Source organism: Enterobacter quasihormaechei, from assembly GCF_004331385.1.
GTDB lineage: Bacteria > Pseudomonadota > Gammaproteobacteria > Enterobacterales > Enterobacteriaceae > Enterobacter > Enterobacter quasihormaechei.
This window is the reverse complement of record NZ_SJON01000011.1, coordinates 34,019-49,229: the sequence shown is the minus strand read 5'-3', so window position 1 is coordinate 49,229 and position 15,211 is coordinate 34,019. Positions and strand designations below refer to the sequence as shown.

General features: G+C 56.8%; 15 protein-coding genes. 7 read left to right on the top strand and 8 right to left on the bottom strand.

What is annotated here, in order from left to right:
- Positions 1–47 precede the first annotated feature (47 nt).
- On the bottom strand, positions 48–2,072 hold the full coding sequence (rep, locus tag E0L16_RS14825) for a DNA helicase Rep (protein WP_063868811.1): 2,025 nt from the start codon (positions 2,070–2,072) through the stop codon (positions 48–50).
- 85 nt (positions 2,073–2,157) lie between these two features.
- Between rep and ppiC the strand changes: the two genes are divergently transcribed.
- Positions 2,158–2,439, top strand: a complete 282-nt coding sequence (ppiC, locus tag E0L16_RS14820; protein WP_006812396.1) for a peptidylprolyl isomerase PpiC — start codon at positions 2,158–2,160, stop codon at positions 2,437–2,439.
- 55 nt (positions 2,440–2,494) lie between these two features.
- On the opposite strand, the gene cysE is transcribed toward ppiC, so the two are convergent.
- From cysE to E0L16_RS14795, 5 genes are all read right to left on the bottom strand, one after another.
- Complete coding sequence (gene cysE / locus E0L16_RS14815; RefSeq protein WP_008502718.1) at positions 2,495–3,316, bottom strand: serine O-acetyltransferase; 822 nt, start codon at positions 3,314–3,316, stop codon at positions 2,495–2,497.
- 75 nt (positions 3,317–3,391) lie between these two features.
- Positions 3,392–4,411: an NAD(P)H-dependent glycerol-3-phosphate dehydrogenase gene (gene gpsA / locus E0L16_RS14810; protein ID WP_006812398.1), complete on the bottom strand. Its 1,020-nt coding sequence runs from the start codon at positions 4,409–4,411 to the stop codon at positions 3,392–3,394.
- The gene (gene secB / locus E0L16_RS14805) at positions 4,411–4,878 is read right to left on the bottom strand and encodes a protein-export chaperone SecB (RefSeq protein ID WP_003860835.1); all 468 of its coding nucleotides are present in this window, start codon (positions 4,876–4,878) and stop codon (positions 4,411–4,413) included. The genes gpsA and secB overlap by 1 nt, the downstream gene beginning before the upstream one ends.
- 31 nt (positions 4,879–4,909) lie before the next feature.
- The gene (gene grxC, locus E0L16_RS14800; RefSeq protein WP_003860837.1) at positions 4,910–5,161 is read right to left on the bottom strand and encodes a glutaredoxin 3; all 252 of its coding nucleotides are present in this window, start codon (positions 5,159–5,161) and stop codon (positions 4,910–4,912) included.
- A gap of 11 nt (positions 5,162–5,172) precedes the next feature.
- Entirely contained in the window at positions 5,173–5,604 is a 432-nt protein-coding gene (locus tag E0L16_RS14795) for a rhodanese-like domain-containing protein (protein ID WP_003860840.1), read from the bottom strand.
- Positions 5,605–5,852: 248 nt separating this feature from the next.
- Between E0L16_RS14795 and gpmM the strand changes: the two genes are divergently transcribed.
- The 5 genes from gpmM to E0L16_RS14770 are packed head-to-tail and all read left to right on the top strand — an operon-like array spanning position 5,853 to position 11,800.
- On the top strand, positions 5,853–7,397 hold the full coding sequence (gene gpmM, locus E0L16_RS14790) for a 2,3-bisphosphoglycerate-independent phosphoglycerate mutase (protein ID WP_131637245.1): 1,545 nt from the start codon (positions 5,853–5,855) through the stop codon (positions 7,395–7,397).
- A gap of 33 nt (positions 7,398–7,430) precedes the next feature.
- Positions 7,431–8,690: a murein hydrolase activator EnvC gene (gene envC / locus E0L16_RS14785; protein WP_230373043.1), complete on the top strand. Its 1,260-nt coding sequence runs from the start codon at positions 7,431–7,433 to the stop codon at positions 8,688–8,690.
- Positions 8,691–8,693: 3 nt separating this feature from the next.
- Positions 8,694–9,644 carry a divergent polysaccharide deacetylase family protein gene (locus E0L16_RS14780; RefSeq protein WP_131637244.1) on the top strand — a complete coding sequence of 317 codons (951 nt, stop codon included), beginning with the start codon at positions 8,694–8,696 and terminating at the stop codon, positions 9,642–9,644.
- 20 nt (positions 9,645–9,664) lie between these two features.
- Positions 9,665–10,870 (top strand): glycosyltransferase, encoded by a 1,206-nt coding sequence (locus tag E0L16_RS14775; RefSeq protein ID WP_102750783.1) that lies wholly within the window; start codon positions 9,665–9,667, stop codon positions 10,868–10,870.
- Between the two features lie 15 nt (positions 10,871–10,885).
- Positions 10,886–11,800, top strand: coding sequence for a hypothetical protein (locus E0L16_RS14770; protein ID WP_131637243.1), 915 nt, complete (start codon positions 10,886–10,888; stop codon positions 11,798–11,800).
- Between the two features lie 26 nt (positions 11,801–11,826).
- Here E0L16_RS14770 and tdh read toward each other — a convergent pair whose 3' ends face one another.
- Entirely contained in the window at positions 11,827–12,855 is a 1,029-nt protein-coding gene (gene tdh, locus E0L16_RS14765; protein WP_006812404.1) for an L-threonine 3-dehydrogenase, read from the bottom strand.
- A gap of 9 nt (positions 12,856–12,864) precedes the next feature.
- Positions 12,865–14,061, bottom strand: a complete 1,197-nt coding sequence (gene kbl / locus E0L16_RS14760; RefSeq protein ID WP_045260056.1) for a glycine C-acetyltransferase — start codon at positions 14,059–14,061, stop codon at positions 12,865–12,867.
- Positions 14,062–14,276: 215 nt separating this feature from the next.
- Between kbl and rfaD the strand changes: the two genes are divergently transcribed.
- A complete protein-coding gene (gene rfaD, locus E0L16_RS14755; protein ID WP_041911658.1) occupies positions 14,277–15,209 on the top strand; it encodes an ADP-glyceromanno-heptose 6-epimerase in 933 nt (310 codons plus the stop codon).
- Positions 15,210–15,211: the final 2 nt, after the last annotated feature.

Sequence of the window (15,211 nt, the reverse complement as noted above, 5' to 3'; positions counted from 1 at the left end):
TTGAAGCCTGCCGGGCGGCGGCTTCGCCTTACCCGGCCTACAAACCGTTATCCCTTCTCTTTGGCTTTTGCCAGCATCGCACGAATGTTTGCCACGTTGGCCTGGCCTTTGTGCATGCGCTCTTCCGCGGTAATGACCTTACGTTGCTGCTCCCAGATAAGATCGTCCTGAGGCAACTCCAGCAGAAAACGGCTCGGCTCCGGGCGCACCAGCTCACCGTACTGACGGCGCTCTTTACACAGCGTAAACGTCAGCTCCTTCTGCGCACGGGTGATCCCCACGTAGGCCAGACGGCGCTCTTCGTCGACGTTATCTTCATCAATGCTGCTCTGGTGCGGCAGTAGGCCCTCTTCCATCCCCACCAGATAGACATACGGGAACTCCAGCCCTTTGGACGCGTGAAGCGTCATCAGCTGGACCTGGTCGGCCTCTTCTTCACTTTCGCCGCGCTCCATCATATCGCGCAGCGTGAAGCGGGTGACGACCTGCGTCAGGGTCATGGGCTCGTCTATCTCTGAACCTTCAAGCATTTCGGTCATCCAGCTGAAGAGCTGGTTAACGTTTTTCATGCGCATCTCAGCCGCTTTTGGGCTGGCGGAGGTTTCATAGAGCCAGGATTCGTAATCAATGCCGTGGATCAGATCGCGTACCGCCGCCACCGGCTCGCGCTCGGCCAGACGCTGTACCTCACCCAGCCAGTGGGTGAAGCGGGTTAAGGCATCATAGCCGCGCCCGGTCAGGGTCTGGCTCAGCCCCATATCGAAGCTGGCGGTGAACAGGCTTTTGTTGCGGGTCATCGCCCACTCGCCCAGCTTTTGCAGCGTCGCAGAGCCAATTTCGCGTTTCGGCGTATTCACGATGCGCAGGAAAGCGCTGTCGTCATCCGGGTTGGTCAGCACGCGCAGGTAGGCCAGCAGATCCTTGATTTCCGGACGCGAAAAGAACGACGTGCCGCCGGAGATTTTGTAGGGAATGCGGTTCTGCATCAGCATCTTTTCAAAAACGCGCGACTGGTGGTTACCGCGATAGAGGATCGCGTAGTCTTTATAGTCGGTTTTGTTGACGAAGTGATGGGCAATCAGCTCGCCCGTTACGCGCTCCGCTTCGTGTTCTTCATTGTTGGCGCTGAGCACTTTCAGTTCGGTACCGTAACCCAGCTCGGAGAACAGGCGCTTCTCAAAGACGTGCGGGTTATTGGCAATCAGGATGTTCGCCGCCTTCAGGATGCGCCCGGAAGAACGGTAGTTCTGCTCCAGTTTGATCACCTGCAACGCCGGGAAGTCTTTGCTCAACAGCACCAGGTTTTGCGGACGTGCGCCGCGCCAGGAGTAAATGGACTGATCGTCATCGCCAACGACGGTGAAACGCGCACGCTGTCCTACCAGCAGCTTCACCAGCTCGTACTGGCTGGTGTTGGTATCCTGATATTCATCCACCAGCAGGTAGCGGATTTTGTTCTGCCAGCGCTCGCGCACCTCTTCATTCCGCTGAAGCAGCAGCGTCGGCAGCAGGATCAGATCGTCGAAATCCAGTACGTTGCAGGCTTTCATATGCGCGTCGTACAGACCGTAGCAGTGGGCAAAGATACGATCGCGCTCGCCTTTGGCACTCGCCGCTGCCTGGGCCGGCGTCATGAGATCGTTTTTCCAGTTCGAGATCGTCGAGATCAGCTGTTGCAACAGCACTTTGTCATCTTCGATCAGCCCTTCCGTCAGCTCTTTAAGCAGCGCCACCTGGTCGGTGTCATCGAAGAGCGAAAAGTTGGACTTCATGCCCAGCGCCGCGTACTCACGCTTAATGATATCCAGGCCCAGCGTGTGGAAAGTGGAGATCATCAGCCCGCGCGCCTCTTTACGGCCCAGGGTCTGGCCGACGCGCTCTTTCATCTCACGCGCCGCTTTGTTGGTAAAGGTGACCGCCGCGATATGGCGCGCCTGGTAGCCACAACCGCGAATTAAGTGGGCAATTTTGTTGGTGATCACGCGTGTTTTACCGGATCCCGCTCCCGCCAGCACCAGGCAGGGTCCGGTGACGAATTCGACAGCTTGTTGTTGTCCGGGGTTTAAACGCATAAGTGATCGCTCAATGAAAGTGGGGAGAGGAGGAAAAACGCGTGGTAGTATACCGATCGTAAACTCGTTGACTCAAGGCACGATCATGGCAAAAACAGCAGCAGCACTGCATATCCTTGTTAAAGAAGAGAAACTGGCACAGGATCTTCTCGAACAGATTAAAAACGGCGCCGATTTCGGCAAACTGGCGAAGAAACACTCGATTTGCCCGTCAGGCAAACGCGGCGGTGACTTAGGCGAGTTCCGCCAGGGCCAGATGGTTCCGGCGTTTGATAAAGTGGTTTTCTCCTGCCCAGTGCTGGAGCCAACCGGCCCACTGCATACGCAGTTCGGCTATCACATTATCAAAGTGTTATACCGCAACTAATCAAAAGCCCGGTGCATTGACTCACCGGGCTTTTTTTATCTGGCTGTTCCCGCGTTTAAATGCCGTCGCCGTATTCGAAGGTGTGGTGAATACCGTTGAAGTGCTGATCCATATCCATCGACGGTTTATCGCTGTCTGGCTTACCGACGATGCGCGCCGGGACGCCAGCGGCGGTGGTATGCGGCGGTACGGGCTGGAGCACAACCGACCCCGCGCCAATCTTCGCGCCGCGTCCGACTTCAATATTGCCGAGGATTTTGGCGCCTGCGCCAATCATCACCCCTTCACGAATTTTCGGATGGCGATCTCCGCTGGTTTTACCGGTACCGCCCAGCGTAACGGATTGCAGGATCGACACATCATCTTCAATCACCGCCGTTTCACCGACAACAATGCCGGTGGCGTGATCGAGCATGATCCCGCGGCCAATTTTCGCCGCCGGGTGAATATCGACCTGGAAAGTCACGGAAACCTGGTTTTGCAGGAAGATAGCCAGCGCGCGGCGTCCCTCATTCCATAACCAGTGGCCGATGCGGTACGCCTGTAAGGCGTGAAAACCTTTGAGATACAGCAGCGGCGTGGAGTATTTATCCACCGCCGGATCGCGCGTGCGTACGGCCTGAATGTCGCAGGCGGCAGAGGCGATCATTTCCGGGTCGGCGGCGTAGGCCTCTTCCACCACCTCACGAATGGCGATAGCAGGCATGATGGAGGAAGCCAGCTTATTGGCGAGCATATAGCTCAGGGCGCTGCCGAGGTTTTCGTGCTTGAGTAGCGTCGCGTGATAGAAACTGGCCAGCATAGGCTCACAGTCGGCCAAAGCGCGGGCTTCGGCTTTAATATTATTCCAGACGATATCCAGTTCTTCACACGGCATTGCTTGCTCCAGACGATAGTTAATGACCAGCCAGTTCTGCGCTGGCTGGGTCATTCAGGTGACGATACTTCCCGGCTAATTGCTGCTGCGCTCGTCCTTGCGCGCACGACCTAATAGGGTCAATGCTGCCTCGCGCGCATTTTTTCCGCAATACAATACCTGATAAATTTCCTCGGTTATTGGCATTTCGACACCGAAACGGTGCGCCAATTCGCGGACTTCTTTGGTATTGCGATAGCCTTCAACCACCTGACCAATCTTCTCCTGCGCGCTTTTTACATCGCTGCCCTGTCCGAGCATCATGCCAAAGCGGCGGTTACGCGACTGGTTGTCGGTGCAGGTCAGCACCAGGTCGCCCAGCCCAGCCATCCCCATAAAGGTGGCCGGATCGGCACCCAGCGCTTCGCCCAGACGGGACATTTCGGTCAGACCACGGGTGATCAGCGCCGTACGCGCATTCGCGCCGAAACCGATGCCGTCAGACATCCCGGCCCCGATGGCAATGACGTTCTTCACCGCACCGCCCAGCTGTACGCCGATAAAATCAGGGTTGCTGTAGACGCGGAAGCTCTTGCCGCAGTGCAGCAGTTGCTGAAGATCGTCGGAAAATGCCTGGTCGGTGGACGCCAGCGAGATCGCCGTCGGCAGACCGGCAGCCAGCTCTTTAGCAAACGTCGGCCCGGAGATCACCGCCAGCGGGATCGCCGTTCCCAGCGCTTCGCGGGCAACGTCCTGCAACAGACGTCCGGTTTCGGCTTCCAGCCCCTTCGTCGCCCACACAATACGCGCATCCGCGCGCATCAGCGGCTTAATCTGACGCAGGACTTCGCCAAACACATGGCTCGGCACCACAATCAGAATATTGCGGCTGGCCGCCAGCGCGGTCGCGAGGTCGCTTTCCAGATAGAGAGAGTCAGGGAACGGAACGTCCGGGAGAAACGCCACGTTGCAGCGGTCGTGTTGCAACGTCGCGATATGTTTTGGATCGTGGCCCCACAGGACCACGTCGTGACCATTTCTTGCCAGCGTGATGGCAAGAGCGGTGCCGTAAGAGCCGGCACCGATCACAGTCATTGACGCATTAACAGTGCTCATCAGGCATCCTGATGTTGTTCGGCACCTTCGCCAGCCTGCTGCTGCAAATAGTTCATGAACAGCGCATCAAAGTTAACTGGCGCAAGGTTCAGTTGCGGGAATGTACCGCGAGAAACCAGGCTGGTGATGCATTCACGCGCATACGGGAACAGGATGTTCGGGCAGTATGCACCCAGGCAATGCGCCATCTGGTTGCCTTCGATGCCGCCGATGGAGAAGATACCGCCCTGCTGTACTTCGCACAGGAATGCAGTTTCTTCGCCCAGAGAGGCGGTCACGGTGACACGCAGTACGACTTCATACACGTCATCCGCCAGCTGGGTGGATGCGGTATCCAGATCAAGTTTAACCTCTGGCTGCCAGTCTTTCTGGAAAACGTGCGGCGCGTTTGGCGCTTCGAAAGAGACATCCTTGGTGTAGATGCGCTGGATCTGGAAAGTCATCTCGGTGTTGTTTTGTTCTGACATGGAAAAACCCTTTTTAATTGTCCTAAAGTCTCTAGCTCAGCAGCGGATCGAGTCCACCGCGGGCGTCGAGCGCATACAAGTCATCACAGCCGCCAATGTGCTGCGCATCAATAAAAATCTGTGGAACCGTTGTGCGACCACTGCGTTGGATCATCTCTTCGCGTTTAATCGCGTCACCATCGATCGGCAGTTCCTTGAACGTTACGCCTTTGCTGGACAGCAGCGCTTTCGCTCGGTGGCAGAACGGGCACGTTGCTTTGGTGTAGATCTCAATATTGGCCATCACTTAACTCCTTATTTACCGCGCACTAAAGGAAGATTCTCCCCGCTCCAGCCGGAGATGCCTTCTTTCAGCACCGTTACGTTTTCAAAGCCTGCTTTATGCAGTGCGTTGGCAGATTCCTGCGCCTGCATGCCTGTGCCGTCAACAACGATAATCGGCTGGGCTTTATGCTTCTCCAGCTCACCAATGTTGTTCGCTTTGATTTCCGCTGGCAGCAGGTTGATAGCACCTGCGATATGGCCCTTGCGGAAATCGTCGCGCTGACGCAGATCAACCACAACGGCGTCCTCTTTGTTGATCAGACGTGTCGCTTCACCGCGGGTGATCACCTTAATTTTAGACGTCAGTCCCTTAAATGTGGTGAACAGTACAGCGACCAGCAGGCCAATCCACGCGATGCTCAGAACCGGGTGGCGGCTAACGAATTGCATAATTTCTTGCATGGGGGGTAACAACTCCCGACTAAGTGATTAAAAAAACCAGGACAGGAGTATACCTGTGCGCTGTGGCAAATACAGCCAGCGACATAAAGCTAATCTATTTTCTGCGGCATGCCACGAAAAAAAAGCCTCAAAATGGCCCGAGAACGGCCTTGCCTCCACGCTTTCTTTGATCTTCTGCGGCTATTTTATCGATTCAGCTGTAGTAAAATTACGCAAATTTTTTGTCTCTTGAGCATGAGGTTGTCGCAATGTCGGTTTCTAAAAAACCTATGGTACTGGTGATTCTGGATGGCTATGGCTACCGTGAAGATCAGCAGGATAACGCCATTTTCAACGCCAAAACCCCGGTAATAGATGCGCTATGGGCAAAACGTCCCCACACCCTGATTGACGCGTCTGGTCTGGAAGTCGGGCTGCCGGACCGTCAGATGGGCAACTCTGAAGTGGGTCACGTGAACCTGGGCGCAGGCCGTATCGTCTATCAGGACCTGACGCGCCTGGACGTTGAAATCAAAGAACGTACATTCTTTGCCAACCCAACGCTCACCGGAGCAGTGGATAAAGCTGTTGCCGCAGGCAAGGCCGTTCACATTATGGGCCTGCTCTCTGCGGGCGGCGTTCACAGCCACGAAGATCACATCATGGCGATGGTTGAACTGGCCGCTGAACGCGGTGCGGAAAAAATCTATCTGCACGCCTTCCTGGACGGTCGCGATACGCCGCCACGCAGCGCTAAGGGCTCGCTGACAGCCTTTGAAGAGAAATTTACCGCACTGGGCAAAGGCCGCGTGGCGTCCATCATTGGCCGTTACTATGCGATGGACCGCGATAACCGCTGGGACCGCGTTGAGCAAGCCTACGATCTGCTGACCCTGGCAAAAGGTGAGTTCCAGTTCGCGACTGCCGTCGAAGGTCTGGAAGCGGCTTACGCGCGTGATGAAAACGACGAATTCGTGAAAGCAACCGTGATCCGCGCTGAAGGCCAGGCCGATGCCGCCATGGAAGATGGCGATGCGCTGATCTTCATGAACTTCCGCGCTGACCGCGCGCGCGAAATCACCCGTGCTTTCGTCAACAGTGATTTCGACGGTTTCGCCCGTAAGAAAGTGGCGAAGCTCGATTTCATCCAGTTGACCGAGTATGCAGCGGATATCAAGGCCCCCTGCGCGTATCCGCCAGCGTCGCTGGAAAATACCTTCGGCGAGTGGATGGCGAAAAACGATAAAACCCAGCTGCGTATCTCTGAAACGGAGAAGTATGCGCACGTGACCTTCTTCTTTAACGGCGGCGTAGAAGAGCCGTTCAAAGGCGAAGACCGCATCCTGATCAACTCGCCGAAAGTCGCGACTTACGATCTCCAGCCAGAAATGAGCTCTGCGGAGCTGACCGAAAAACTGGTGGCCGCGATCGAAAGCGGTAAATACGACACCATCATCTGTAACTATCCGAACGGTGACATGGTAGGTCACACCGGCGTGATGGAAGCCGCCGTTAAGGCGGTTGAGGCGCTGGACCACTGCGTAGAGCAGGTCGCAAAAGCGGTTGAATCCGTGGGAGGCCAGCTGCTGATCACCGCCGATCACGGTAACGCAGAACAGATGCGTGACCCGGCAACCGGTCAGGCGCATACCGCCCATACCAACCTGCCTGTTCCACTGATTTATGTGGGTGATAAATCAGTGAAAGCAGTGGAAGGCGGCAAGCTTTCCGACATCGCGCCAACCATGTTGTCGCTGATGGGTATGGAAATCCCTGAAGAGATGACTGGCAAGCCGCTGTTCATCGTGGAATAATCGCTCCCCATGAGGGGAAAGGCGATTTTTTCAATCACATGGGTCGTGAAGCCGCTTCGGTTATCAGTCAGACCTCTGCTTTGCGCCAGCGCACTCAGCGCTGGCGTATTGCTGTGCGCCGCATCCGCCCACGCGGATGACCGCGACCAGCTCAAATCCATTCAGGCCGATATCGCCGCCAAAGAGCGTGCGGTACGCCAGCAGCAGCAACAGCGCTCTGCCCTGCTTGCCCAGCTTAAAAAGCAGGAAGAGGCCATTTCCGCCGCTGCGCGTAAGCTGCGTGAAACGCAAAACACCCTTGCCCAGCTCAATAAGCAAATCGATGAAATGAACGCGTCGATTGCGAAACTGGAGCGCCAGCGTGACGCCCAGGAACGCAACCTGGCTGCACAGCTTGATGCCGCTTTCCGTCAGGGTGAACACACTGGCCTTCAGCTGATCCTCAGCGGTGAAGAGAGCCAGCGCGGTCAGCGTTTACAGGCCTATTTCGGCTATCTCAACCAGGCTCGTCAGGAGACCATTGCGCAGCTGAAACAGACGCGCGAAGAAGTCACCACGCAAAAAGCCGAGCTGGAAGAGAAGCAGAGCCAGCAGCAAACGCTACTCTACGATCAGCAGGCGCAGCAGGAGAAGCTTGAGCAGGCGCGCAATGAGCGTAAGAAGACGCTCGCCGGGCTGGAGTCCTCTATCCAGGCAGGACAAAGCCAGCTGAGCGAAATGCGCGCCAACGAATCGAAACTGCGTAACAGCATTGCCCGGGCAGAAGCCGCAGCCAAAGCGCGCGCCGAAAAAGAAGCGCGCGAAGCGCAGGCGGTGCGTAATAAGCAGCAGGAAGCCTCCCGGAAAGGCACCACCTATAAGCCGACTGAAAATGAACGTTCCCTGATGTCGCGCACCGGCGGCCTCGGTTCCCCTCGTGGTCAGGCCTACTGGCCCGTTCGCGGCACTATTCTGCATCGCTATGGCGAACAGTTGCAGGGTGAGCTACGTTGGAAGGGGATCGTTATCGGTGCGTCTGAAGGTAGCGAAGTGAAAGCCATCGCCGATGGCCGCGTGATCCTGGCCGACTGGCTACAGGGTTACGGGCTCGTGGTGGTGGTCGAGCATGGTAAAGGCGACATGAGTCTTTACGGCTACAACCAGAGCGCGCTGGTCAGCGTCGGTACTCAGGTGCGCGCCGGTCAACCCATTGCCCTTGTGGGCAGCAGTGGCGGTCAGGGCCGCCCGTCACTCTATTTCGAAATTCGTCGTCAGGGTCAGGCGGTCAATCCACAGCCGTGGTTGGGAAGATAAGTTTTGCTTCAATTTCGTCGAATTGTTTTTTCCGTCGTCAGCGCACTGGCGCTGGCTGCACCGGTTTATGCAGGCAAACTCGCGATTGTGATTGATGACTTCGGTTATCGACCACACTATGAAAATCAGGTGCTGGCGATGCCGTCAGCCATCTCTGTTGCCGTCCTGCCGAATGCGCCTCACGCGCATGAAATGGCGACCAAAGCACACAATGGCGGCCATCAGGTCCTCATCCATCTGCCGATGGCTCCCCTCAGCAAGCAGCCGCTGGAAAAAGATACCTTGCGCCCGGACATGAGCAGCGACGAGATCGATCGCATCATCCGCGATGCGTACAATAAAGTGCCGTATGCCGTGGGTCTGAATAACCATATGGGCAGCGCGATGACCTCCAGCCTGTACGGTATGCTGAAGGTGATGCAGGCGCTGGAGCGTTACAATCTCTATTTCCTCGACAGCATGACCATTGGCAACAGCCAGGCGATGCGTGCCGCTCAGGGTACGGGGGTGAAGGTCATCAAGCGCAAAGTCTTCCTGGACGACTCCCAGAACGAAGCGGATATCCGCGTGCAGTTCAACCGCGCGGTTCAGCTGGCGCGCCGTAACGGTTCGGCGATTGCCATCGGGCACCCGCATCCGTCTACCGTTCGCGTTTTGCAGCAAATGTTACCGGGCTTACCCGCCGATATCACGCTGGTGCGTCCGAGCGATCTGCTCAACGAACCTCAGGTGGATACCTCTCGCCCGGGTAGTGCGCAACCGCCCGCAACGCAGCCGCGTAACCCGTTCCGTGGCGTGAAGAACTGCACGCTGAAGCAGCCGCCTGAACCGGTGTATGCCACCCGCTTCTTCACGGTAATTGGCGAAAGCGTAAGCCAGAGTACGCTGGTGCAGTACTTCCAGCACCAGTGGCAGGGCTGGGGGAAAAAAACAGCAGCGAGCCCAACCCAGTGACAGGCGATTAAGGTAGAAAGATGCCGCAACGACACAAAATTCTGCTCCTCGATACCGGTAAAGAGTGGGGAGGAGGCACCAACAGCATGCTCGAACTTCTGAAGCGGATTAACCGCGAGAAGTTTGATATTACCTGTTGTTTTTACAGCGATTACAGCCGGGCCGAAGGGGAAACCATCGGCCAGGTGTTGAACGGCATTGGCATCCCGTTAATTGTCATTCCGCAGCAAAAGCAGCCCGGTTGGGCGAAGGTTGCGAAAGAGCTGGGCCGTGGCCTGCTGTTTTTCTCGCGCAGCGCCCGCAAGGCGTTTACCCGACATATTGATACGCTCTGGCGCATCCGGCCCAATGTCAGCAAGATCGAGACGATTTTCAGGGAAGGCGGTTTCGATACGCTGTACATGAACAACCAGCCGGGCTCTAACGAAGAAGGGTATCTGGCGGGCGCGAACCTGCATGCGCGGATAATCCAGCACTGCCGGATTGAACCGGTGCTGACCCCGCCGTTGGTGAAGCTGGTGAATGCCCACGCCACAAAAATCATCGCCGTCTCGCACGGCGTTGAACGCGTACTTCTTCAGCATGGCGTCCGGCCAGCGCTGTGCACCACGGTCAACAACGCCATCGACATCCACCAGCCCTTGCCCGACCGACGCGCCATGCGCCAGCGTCTGAACATTGATGACGACACGTTTGTGTTCGGTAGCATTGGATCGTTAATCCCCCGCAAGGCCAACCACCACACGCTGGAAGCGCTGGCCCAGTTCAACCAGAAGCACCCGCAGGCAAAATGGAAGATGGTGCTGGTCGGTGAAGGGGCTGAACGCGGCGCGCTGACGGCACAGGCTGACGCGCTGGGGATTGCTGAGCACGTCATTTTTACCGGTTTCCAGAATACGCCTTTTGACTATCTCGCCACCTTTGACGCGTTTATTCTGGCTTCGAAGAGCGAAGGTTTGCCCCGCGTCGTGCTGGAGGCAATGCTGCTGAACATTCCGGTGATTGGCTCAAAGGTGACCGGCACGGCAGAATTGATCGACCACGAGTCGACCGGATTGCTGTTTCCGTGGAGCGATGTGTCGCAACTTGCTCAACATCTGGATAATATCTGGCAGGATCCTGCTCTGCGCGCCCGGCTCGCCGCAGCCGCGCACCAGAATGTCTGCAACGCGTATGCAATTGAAAGCTATGTTAACGGTGTCGAGGCCGTTCTTGGCGCGCAATAACCAAACGAGAAGAACATGTTTAAATTCCTGAATGCTCGCTACCGCCACATTACCGGGCGTCATAACATTCCTTACGCTTCCCTTCCGGCCACGCGCGATCTCGTTGCGGTTGATTCCATTGTGATCCCCTGTACGGGCGCGGATTTCGTCGAAGAGGCGTTATTGTCAGCGACCTTTGCAGCGCGTTACGCCACCGACGTCAGCGAGATTGTTATCGTCAGCGATCAGCCTGAATCCGCTTTCGGCGAGCTGCCGCCAAAAACCCGCGTTGTGACCCTCACGCTGCCAAAACGTGAAGAGGGATACCGCTATAAGCAGATCTACCTCAGCCGTCTGGTGAAGCTTAACGCTCCGCTTCAGGCGCGCGGTGAAGGGGTGCTGATGATCGACTCCGATCTCAACCTGCTGAAGATGCCCGAGATCAACATGGCGGATATGCACATCTACTCCAGCTTCCGTCAGGGCAAAATGATTGCCAAGCTGGACGGCGCCCCCGCAGAAAAAGTGCCGGCCTATTACAAAGAAACGGTGCGCCCGTATCTGGTCGATCACGTTAACGGCGCGTTTCTTGCCGCAACCAAAAAAACCTGGCGCCGCATCTGCCCGCTGTGGCTGACGCTGTTCCAGGATACCTGGGAGCTGATGGACGACACGCAGCCGCCGACCGATCAGCTGCCGCTCGCTGCGCTGCTGGACATGCTGGATATAAAAACGGTTAACCTGGGCGACTGGATGAACTGGCCGGTCTCCAAGAAGATCGGCGGACAGGAAGCCGTTGTGCCGAAAGAGGTGATTGGCGCGCACGGGGGTTTCCCGCTTTCCGAATGGCAGAAGTATCTTGAATCGCCGGATAACAAACTGCTGTTTAAAGGGCAGGACTACACCCGCAAGGTGCGCTACCTGACGGATGAAGAGAAAAAGAATCAGTAAAAAAGGGGCCTGAGGCCCCTTTTTGTTTACTTATCCCAGCTCAGGATCACTTTCCCTGACTGGCCGGAACGCATCGCGTCAAAGCCCTGCTGGAACTCATCGATGGAGAATCGGTGAGTGATAATCGGGGACAGATCCAGGCCGGACTGGATCAGCGCTGCCATCTTGTACCAGGTTTCGAACATCTCGCGGCCATAGATGCCCTTGATGAACAGCCCCTTGAAGATGACTTTGTTCCAGTCGATGGACATATCTGACGGCGGAATGCCCAGCATCGCGATACGGCCACCGTGGTTCATGGTGTCCAGCATGGTGCGGAACGCCGGCGGCGCGCCGGACATCTCCAGACCGACGTCAAACCCTTCGGTCATACCCAGCTCTTCCATCACGTCGGTCAGGCTCTCTTTCGAGACATCCACCGCGCGGGTGACGCCCATTTTGCGCGCCAGCGACAGGCGGTATTCGTTCACGTCGGTGATCACCACGTTGCGCGCGCCCACGTGCTTCGCCACGGCTGCCGCCATAATGCCGATTGGGCCGGCGCCGGAGACCAGCACGTCTTCACCGACCAGGTCGAAGGAGAGCGCGGTGTGTACCGCGTTGCCGAACGGGTCGAAGATGGAGGCCAGATCGTCAGAGATATTGTCCGGGATTTTGAAGGCGTTAAACGCCGGGATCACCAGATATTCCGCGAAGCAGCCCGGACGGTTCACGCCCACGCCGACGGTGTTGCGGCACAGGTGGGTGCGACCGCCGCGGCAGTTGCGGCAGTGACCGCAGGTAATATGGCCTTCACCCGAGACGCGATCGCCAATGCTAAAGCCTTTTACTTCCTGGCCGATGCCGACCACTTCACCGACATATTCGTGACCGACAACCATTGGGACAGGAATGGTTTTTTGCGACCACTGATCCCAGTTGTAGATGTGAACGTCAGTACCGCAGATGGCGGTTTTACGAATTTTGATCAGCAGATCGTTATGACCGACTTCCGGCTCCGGCACGTCGGTCATCCAAATCCCTTCTTCCGCTTTCAGTTTGGATAACGCTTTCATCACACGTCCTCAGGCAATTACGCCCAGCTGTTTGCCGATGCGGGTAAAGGCTTCCACCGCACGCTCAATTTGTTCAGGCGAATGCGCCGCAGACATCTGGGTGCGGATACGCGCCTGACCTTTTGGTACCACCGGGAAGAAGAACCCGGTCACGTAAATCCCTTCTTTCTGAAGCTCACGGGCAAACTGCTGCGCCACAACTGCGTCGCCCAGCATCACCGGAATGATCGCGTGGTCAGCGCCGGCCAGGGTGAACCCTGCGGCGCTCATTTTTTCGCGGAACAGACGGGCGTTTGCCCACAGGCGGTCGCGCAGTTCAGCCCCGGACTCCACCATCTCCAGCACTTTGATGGAGGCGGCCACAATGGCTGGCGCCAGGGAGTTGGAGAACAGGTACGGGCGGGAGCGCTGACGCAGCCACTCAACCACCTCTTTACGCGCAGCGGTATAACCGCCGGACGCGCCGCCGAGCGCTTTGCCCAGCGTACCGGTGATGATGTCCACGCGGCCCATCACGTCACAGTACTCGTGGGAGCCGCGGCCGTTTTCGCCGACAAAACCGACCGCGTGGGAGTCATCAACCATCACCAGCGCGTCATATTTATCCGCCAGATCGCACACGCCCTTCAGGTTGGCGATCACGCCGTCCATGGAGAACACGCCGTCGGTCGCGATCAGCACGTGGCGGGCCCCCGCTTCACGGGCCTCTTTCAGGCGGGCTTCCAGCTCAACCATATCGTTGTTGGCGTAGCGGAAACGCTTCGCTTTACACAGGCGAACGCCGTCGATGATGGAGGCGTGGTTCAGGGCGTCGGAGATAATCGCATCTTCTGCGCCGAGCAGGGTTTCAAACAGACCGCCGTTGGCGTCGAAGCAGGAGGAGTACAGAATCGCGTCTTCCATTCCGAGGAAGTTCGCCAGCTTTTGCTCAAGCTGCTTGTGGCTGTCCTGGGTGCCGCAAATGAAGCGCACGGAGGCCATGCCGAAGCCGTGGGTGTCCATGCCGTTTTTCGCGGCGGCAATCAGCTCAGGGTGATTCGCAAGACCTAAGTAGTTGTTCGCGCAAAAGTTGATCACATGGCTGCCGTCGGCAACGGTGATGTCCGCCTGCTGGGCAGACGTGATAATACGCTCTTCTTTGAACAACCCTTCCGCACGTGCGGTGTCGAGGTCGCTGTTTAACTGTTTGTAAAAATCACCACGCATTGCAATTCTCCAGACTCGGCAAATTTTGGCACATATTACCCAAACCTATAGTTCATGACGAGATGACGCCGTATCTCTTCTCGTTTTTGCAGCATAAATCACGTGTACCCCTGCTGCATATCGGTGAATGGCTGAAGACCGGGCATTGTGATGATATGATATGACTATTAGCGTCCGGGATTGTCCTCGGGCTCAACACTTCAAAGGTTACAGTTATGATCATCGTTACCGGCGGCGCGGGCTTTATCGGCAGCAACATTATTAAGGCCCTCAATGATAAGGGCATCACCGACATTCTGGTGGTGGACAACCTGAAAGACGGCACCAAGTTCGTTAACCTGGTGGATCTGAACATCGCTGACTACATGGATAAAGAAGACTTCCTTATCCAGATTATGGCGGGTGAAGAGTTCGGCGAGATCGAAGCCATCTTCCACGAAGGTGCGTGCTCTTCCACCACCGAGTGGGACGGCAAGTACATGATGGACAACAACTATCAGTACTCTAAAGAGATCCTGCACTACTGCCTGGAGCGTGAAATTCCGTTCCTGTATGCCTCCTCAGCAGCAACCTACGGCGGGCGCACCTCGGACTTCATCGAATCCCGCGAATACGAGCAGCCGCTGAACGTCTACGGCTACTCCAAGTTCCTGTTTGACGAGTACGTGCGTCAGATCCTGCCGGAAGCGAACTCGCAGATTGTCGGCTTCCGCTACTTCAACGTTTACGGGCCGCGCGAAGGGCACAAGGGCAGCATGGCGAGCGTGGCATTCCACCTGAACACGCAGCTGAATAATGGCGAAAGTCCAAAACTGTTCGAAGGCAGCGACGGCTTCAAGCGCGACTTCGTCTACGTGGGCGACGTTGCAGCCGTAAACCTGTGGTTCCTGGAAAACGGCGTCTCCGGCATTTTCAACCTGGGCACGGGCCGCGCGGAATCCTTCCAGGCGGTGGCTGACGCAACGCTGGCGTACCATAAGAAAGGCAGCATCGAGTACATTCCGTTCCCGGATAAGCTGAAAGGCCGCTACCAGGCGTTCACGCAGGCGGACCTGACCAACCTGCGCGCCGCAGGCTACGACAAGCCGTTCAAGACCGTTGCCGAAGGCGTAACGGAATATATGGCCTGGCTGAACCGCGACGCATAAGC

What these genes read in the sequence shown, in the direction of transcription:
- rep (WP_063868811.1), bottom strand. Translation starts at nt 2,072, where the DNA reads ATGCGTTTAAACCCCGGACAACAACAAGCTGTCGAATTCGTCACCGGA.
- ppiC (WP_006812396.1), top strand. Translation starts at nt 2,158, where the DNA reads ATGGCAAAAACAGCAGCAGCACTGCATATCCTTGTTAAAGAAGAGAAA.
- cysE (WP_008502718.1), bottom strand. Translation starts at nt 3,316, where the DNA reads ATGCCGTGTGAAGAACTGGATATCGTCTGGAATAATATTAAAGCCGAA.
- gpsA (WP_006812398.1), bottom strand. Translation starts at nt 4,411, where the DNA reads ATGAGCACTGTTAATGCGTCAATGACTGTGATCGGTGCCGGCTCTTAC.
- secB (WP_003860835.1), bottom strand. Translation starts at nt 4,878, where the DNA reads ATGTCAGAACAAAACAACACCGAGATGACTTTCCAGATCCAGCGCATC.
- grxC (WP_003860837.1), bottom strand. Translation starts at nt 5,161, where the DNA reads ATGGCCAATATTGAGATCTACACCAAAGCAACGTGCCCGTTCTGCCAC.
- E0L16_RS14795 (WP_003860840.1), bottom strand. Translation starts at nt 5,604, where the DNA reads ATGCAAGAAATTATGCAATTCGTTAGCCGCCACCCGGTTCTGAGCATC.
- gpmM (WP_131637245.1), top strand. Translation starts at nt 5,853, where the DNA reads ATGTCGGTTTCTAAAAAACCTATGGTACTGGTGATTCTGGATGGCTAT.
- E0L16_RS14775 (WP_102750783.1), top strand. Translation starts at nt 9,665, where the DNA reads ATGCCGCAACGACACAAAATTCTGCTCCTCGATACCGGTAAAGAGTGG.
- E0L16_RS14770 (WP_131637243.1), top strand. Translation starts at nt 10,886, where the DNA reads ATGTTTAAATTCCTGAATGCTCGCTACCGCCACATTACCGGGCGTCAT.
- tdh (WP_006812404.1), bottom strand. Translation starts at nt 12,855, where the DNA reads ATGAAAGCGTTATCCAAACTGAAAGCGGAAGAAGGGATTTGGATGACC.
- kbl (WP_045260056.1), bottom strand. Translation starts at nt 14,061, where the DNA reads ATGCGTGGTGATTTTTACAAACAGTTAAACAGCGACCTCGACACCGCA.
- rfaD (WP_041911658.1), top strand. Translation starts at nt 14,277, where the DNA reads ATGATCATCGTTACCGGCGGCGCGGGCTTTATCGGCAGCAACATTATT.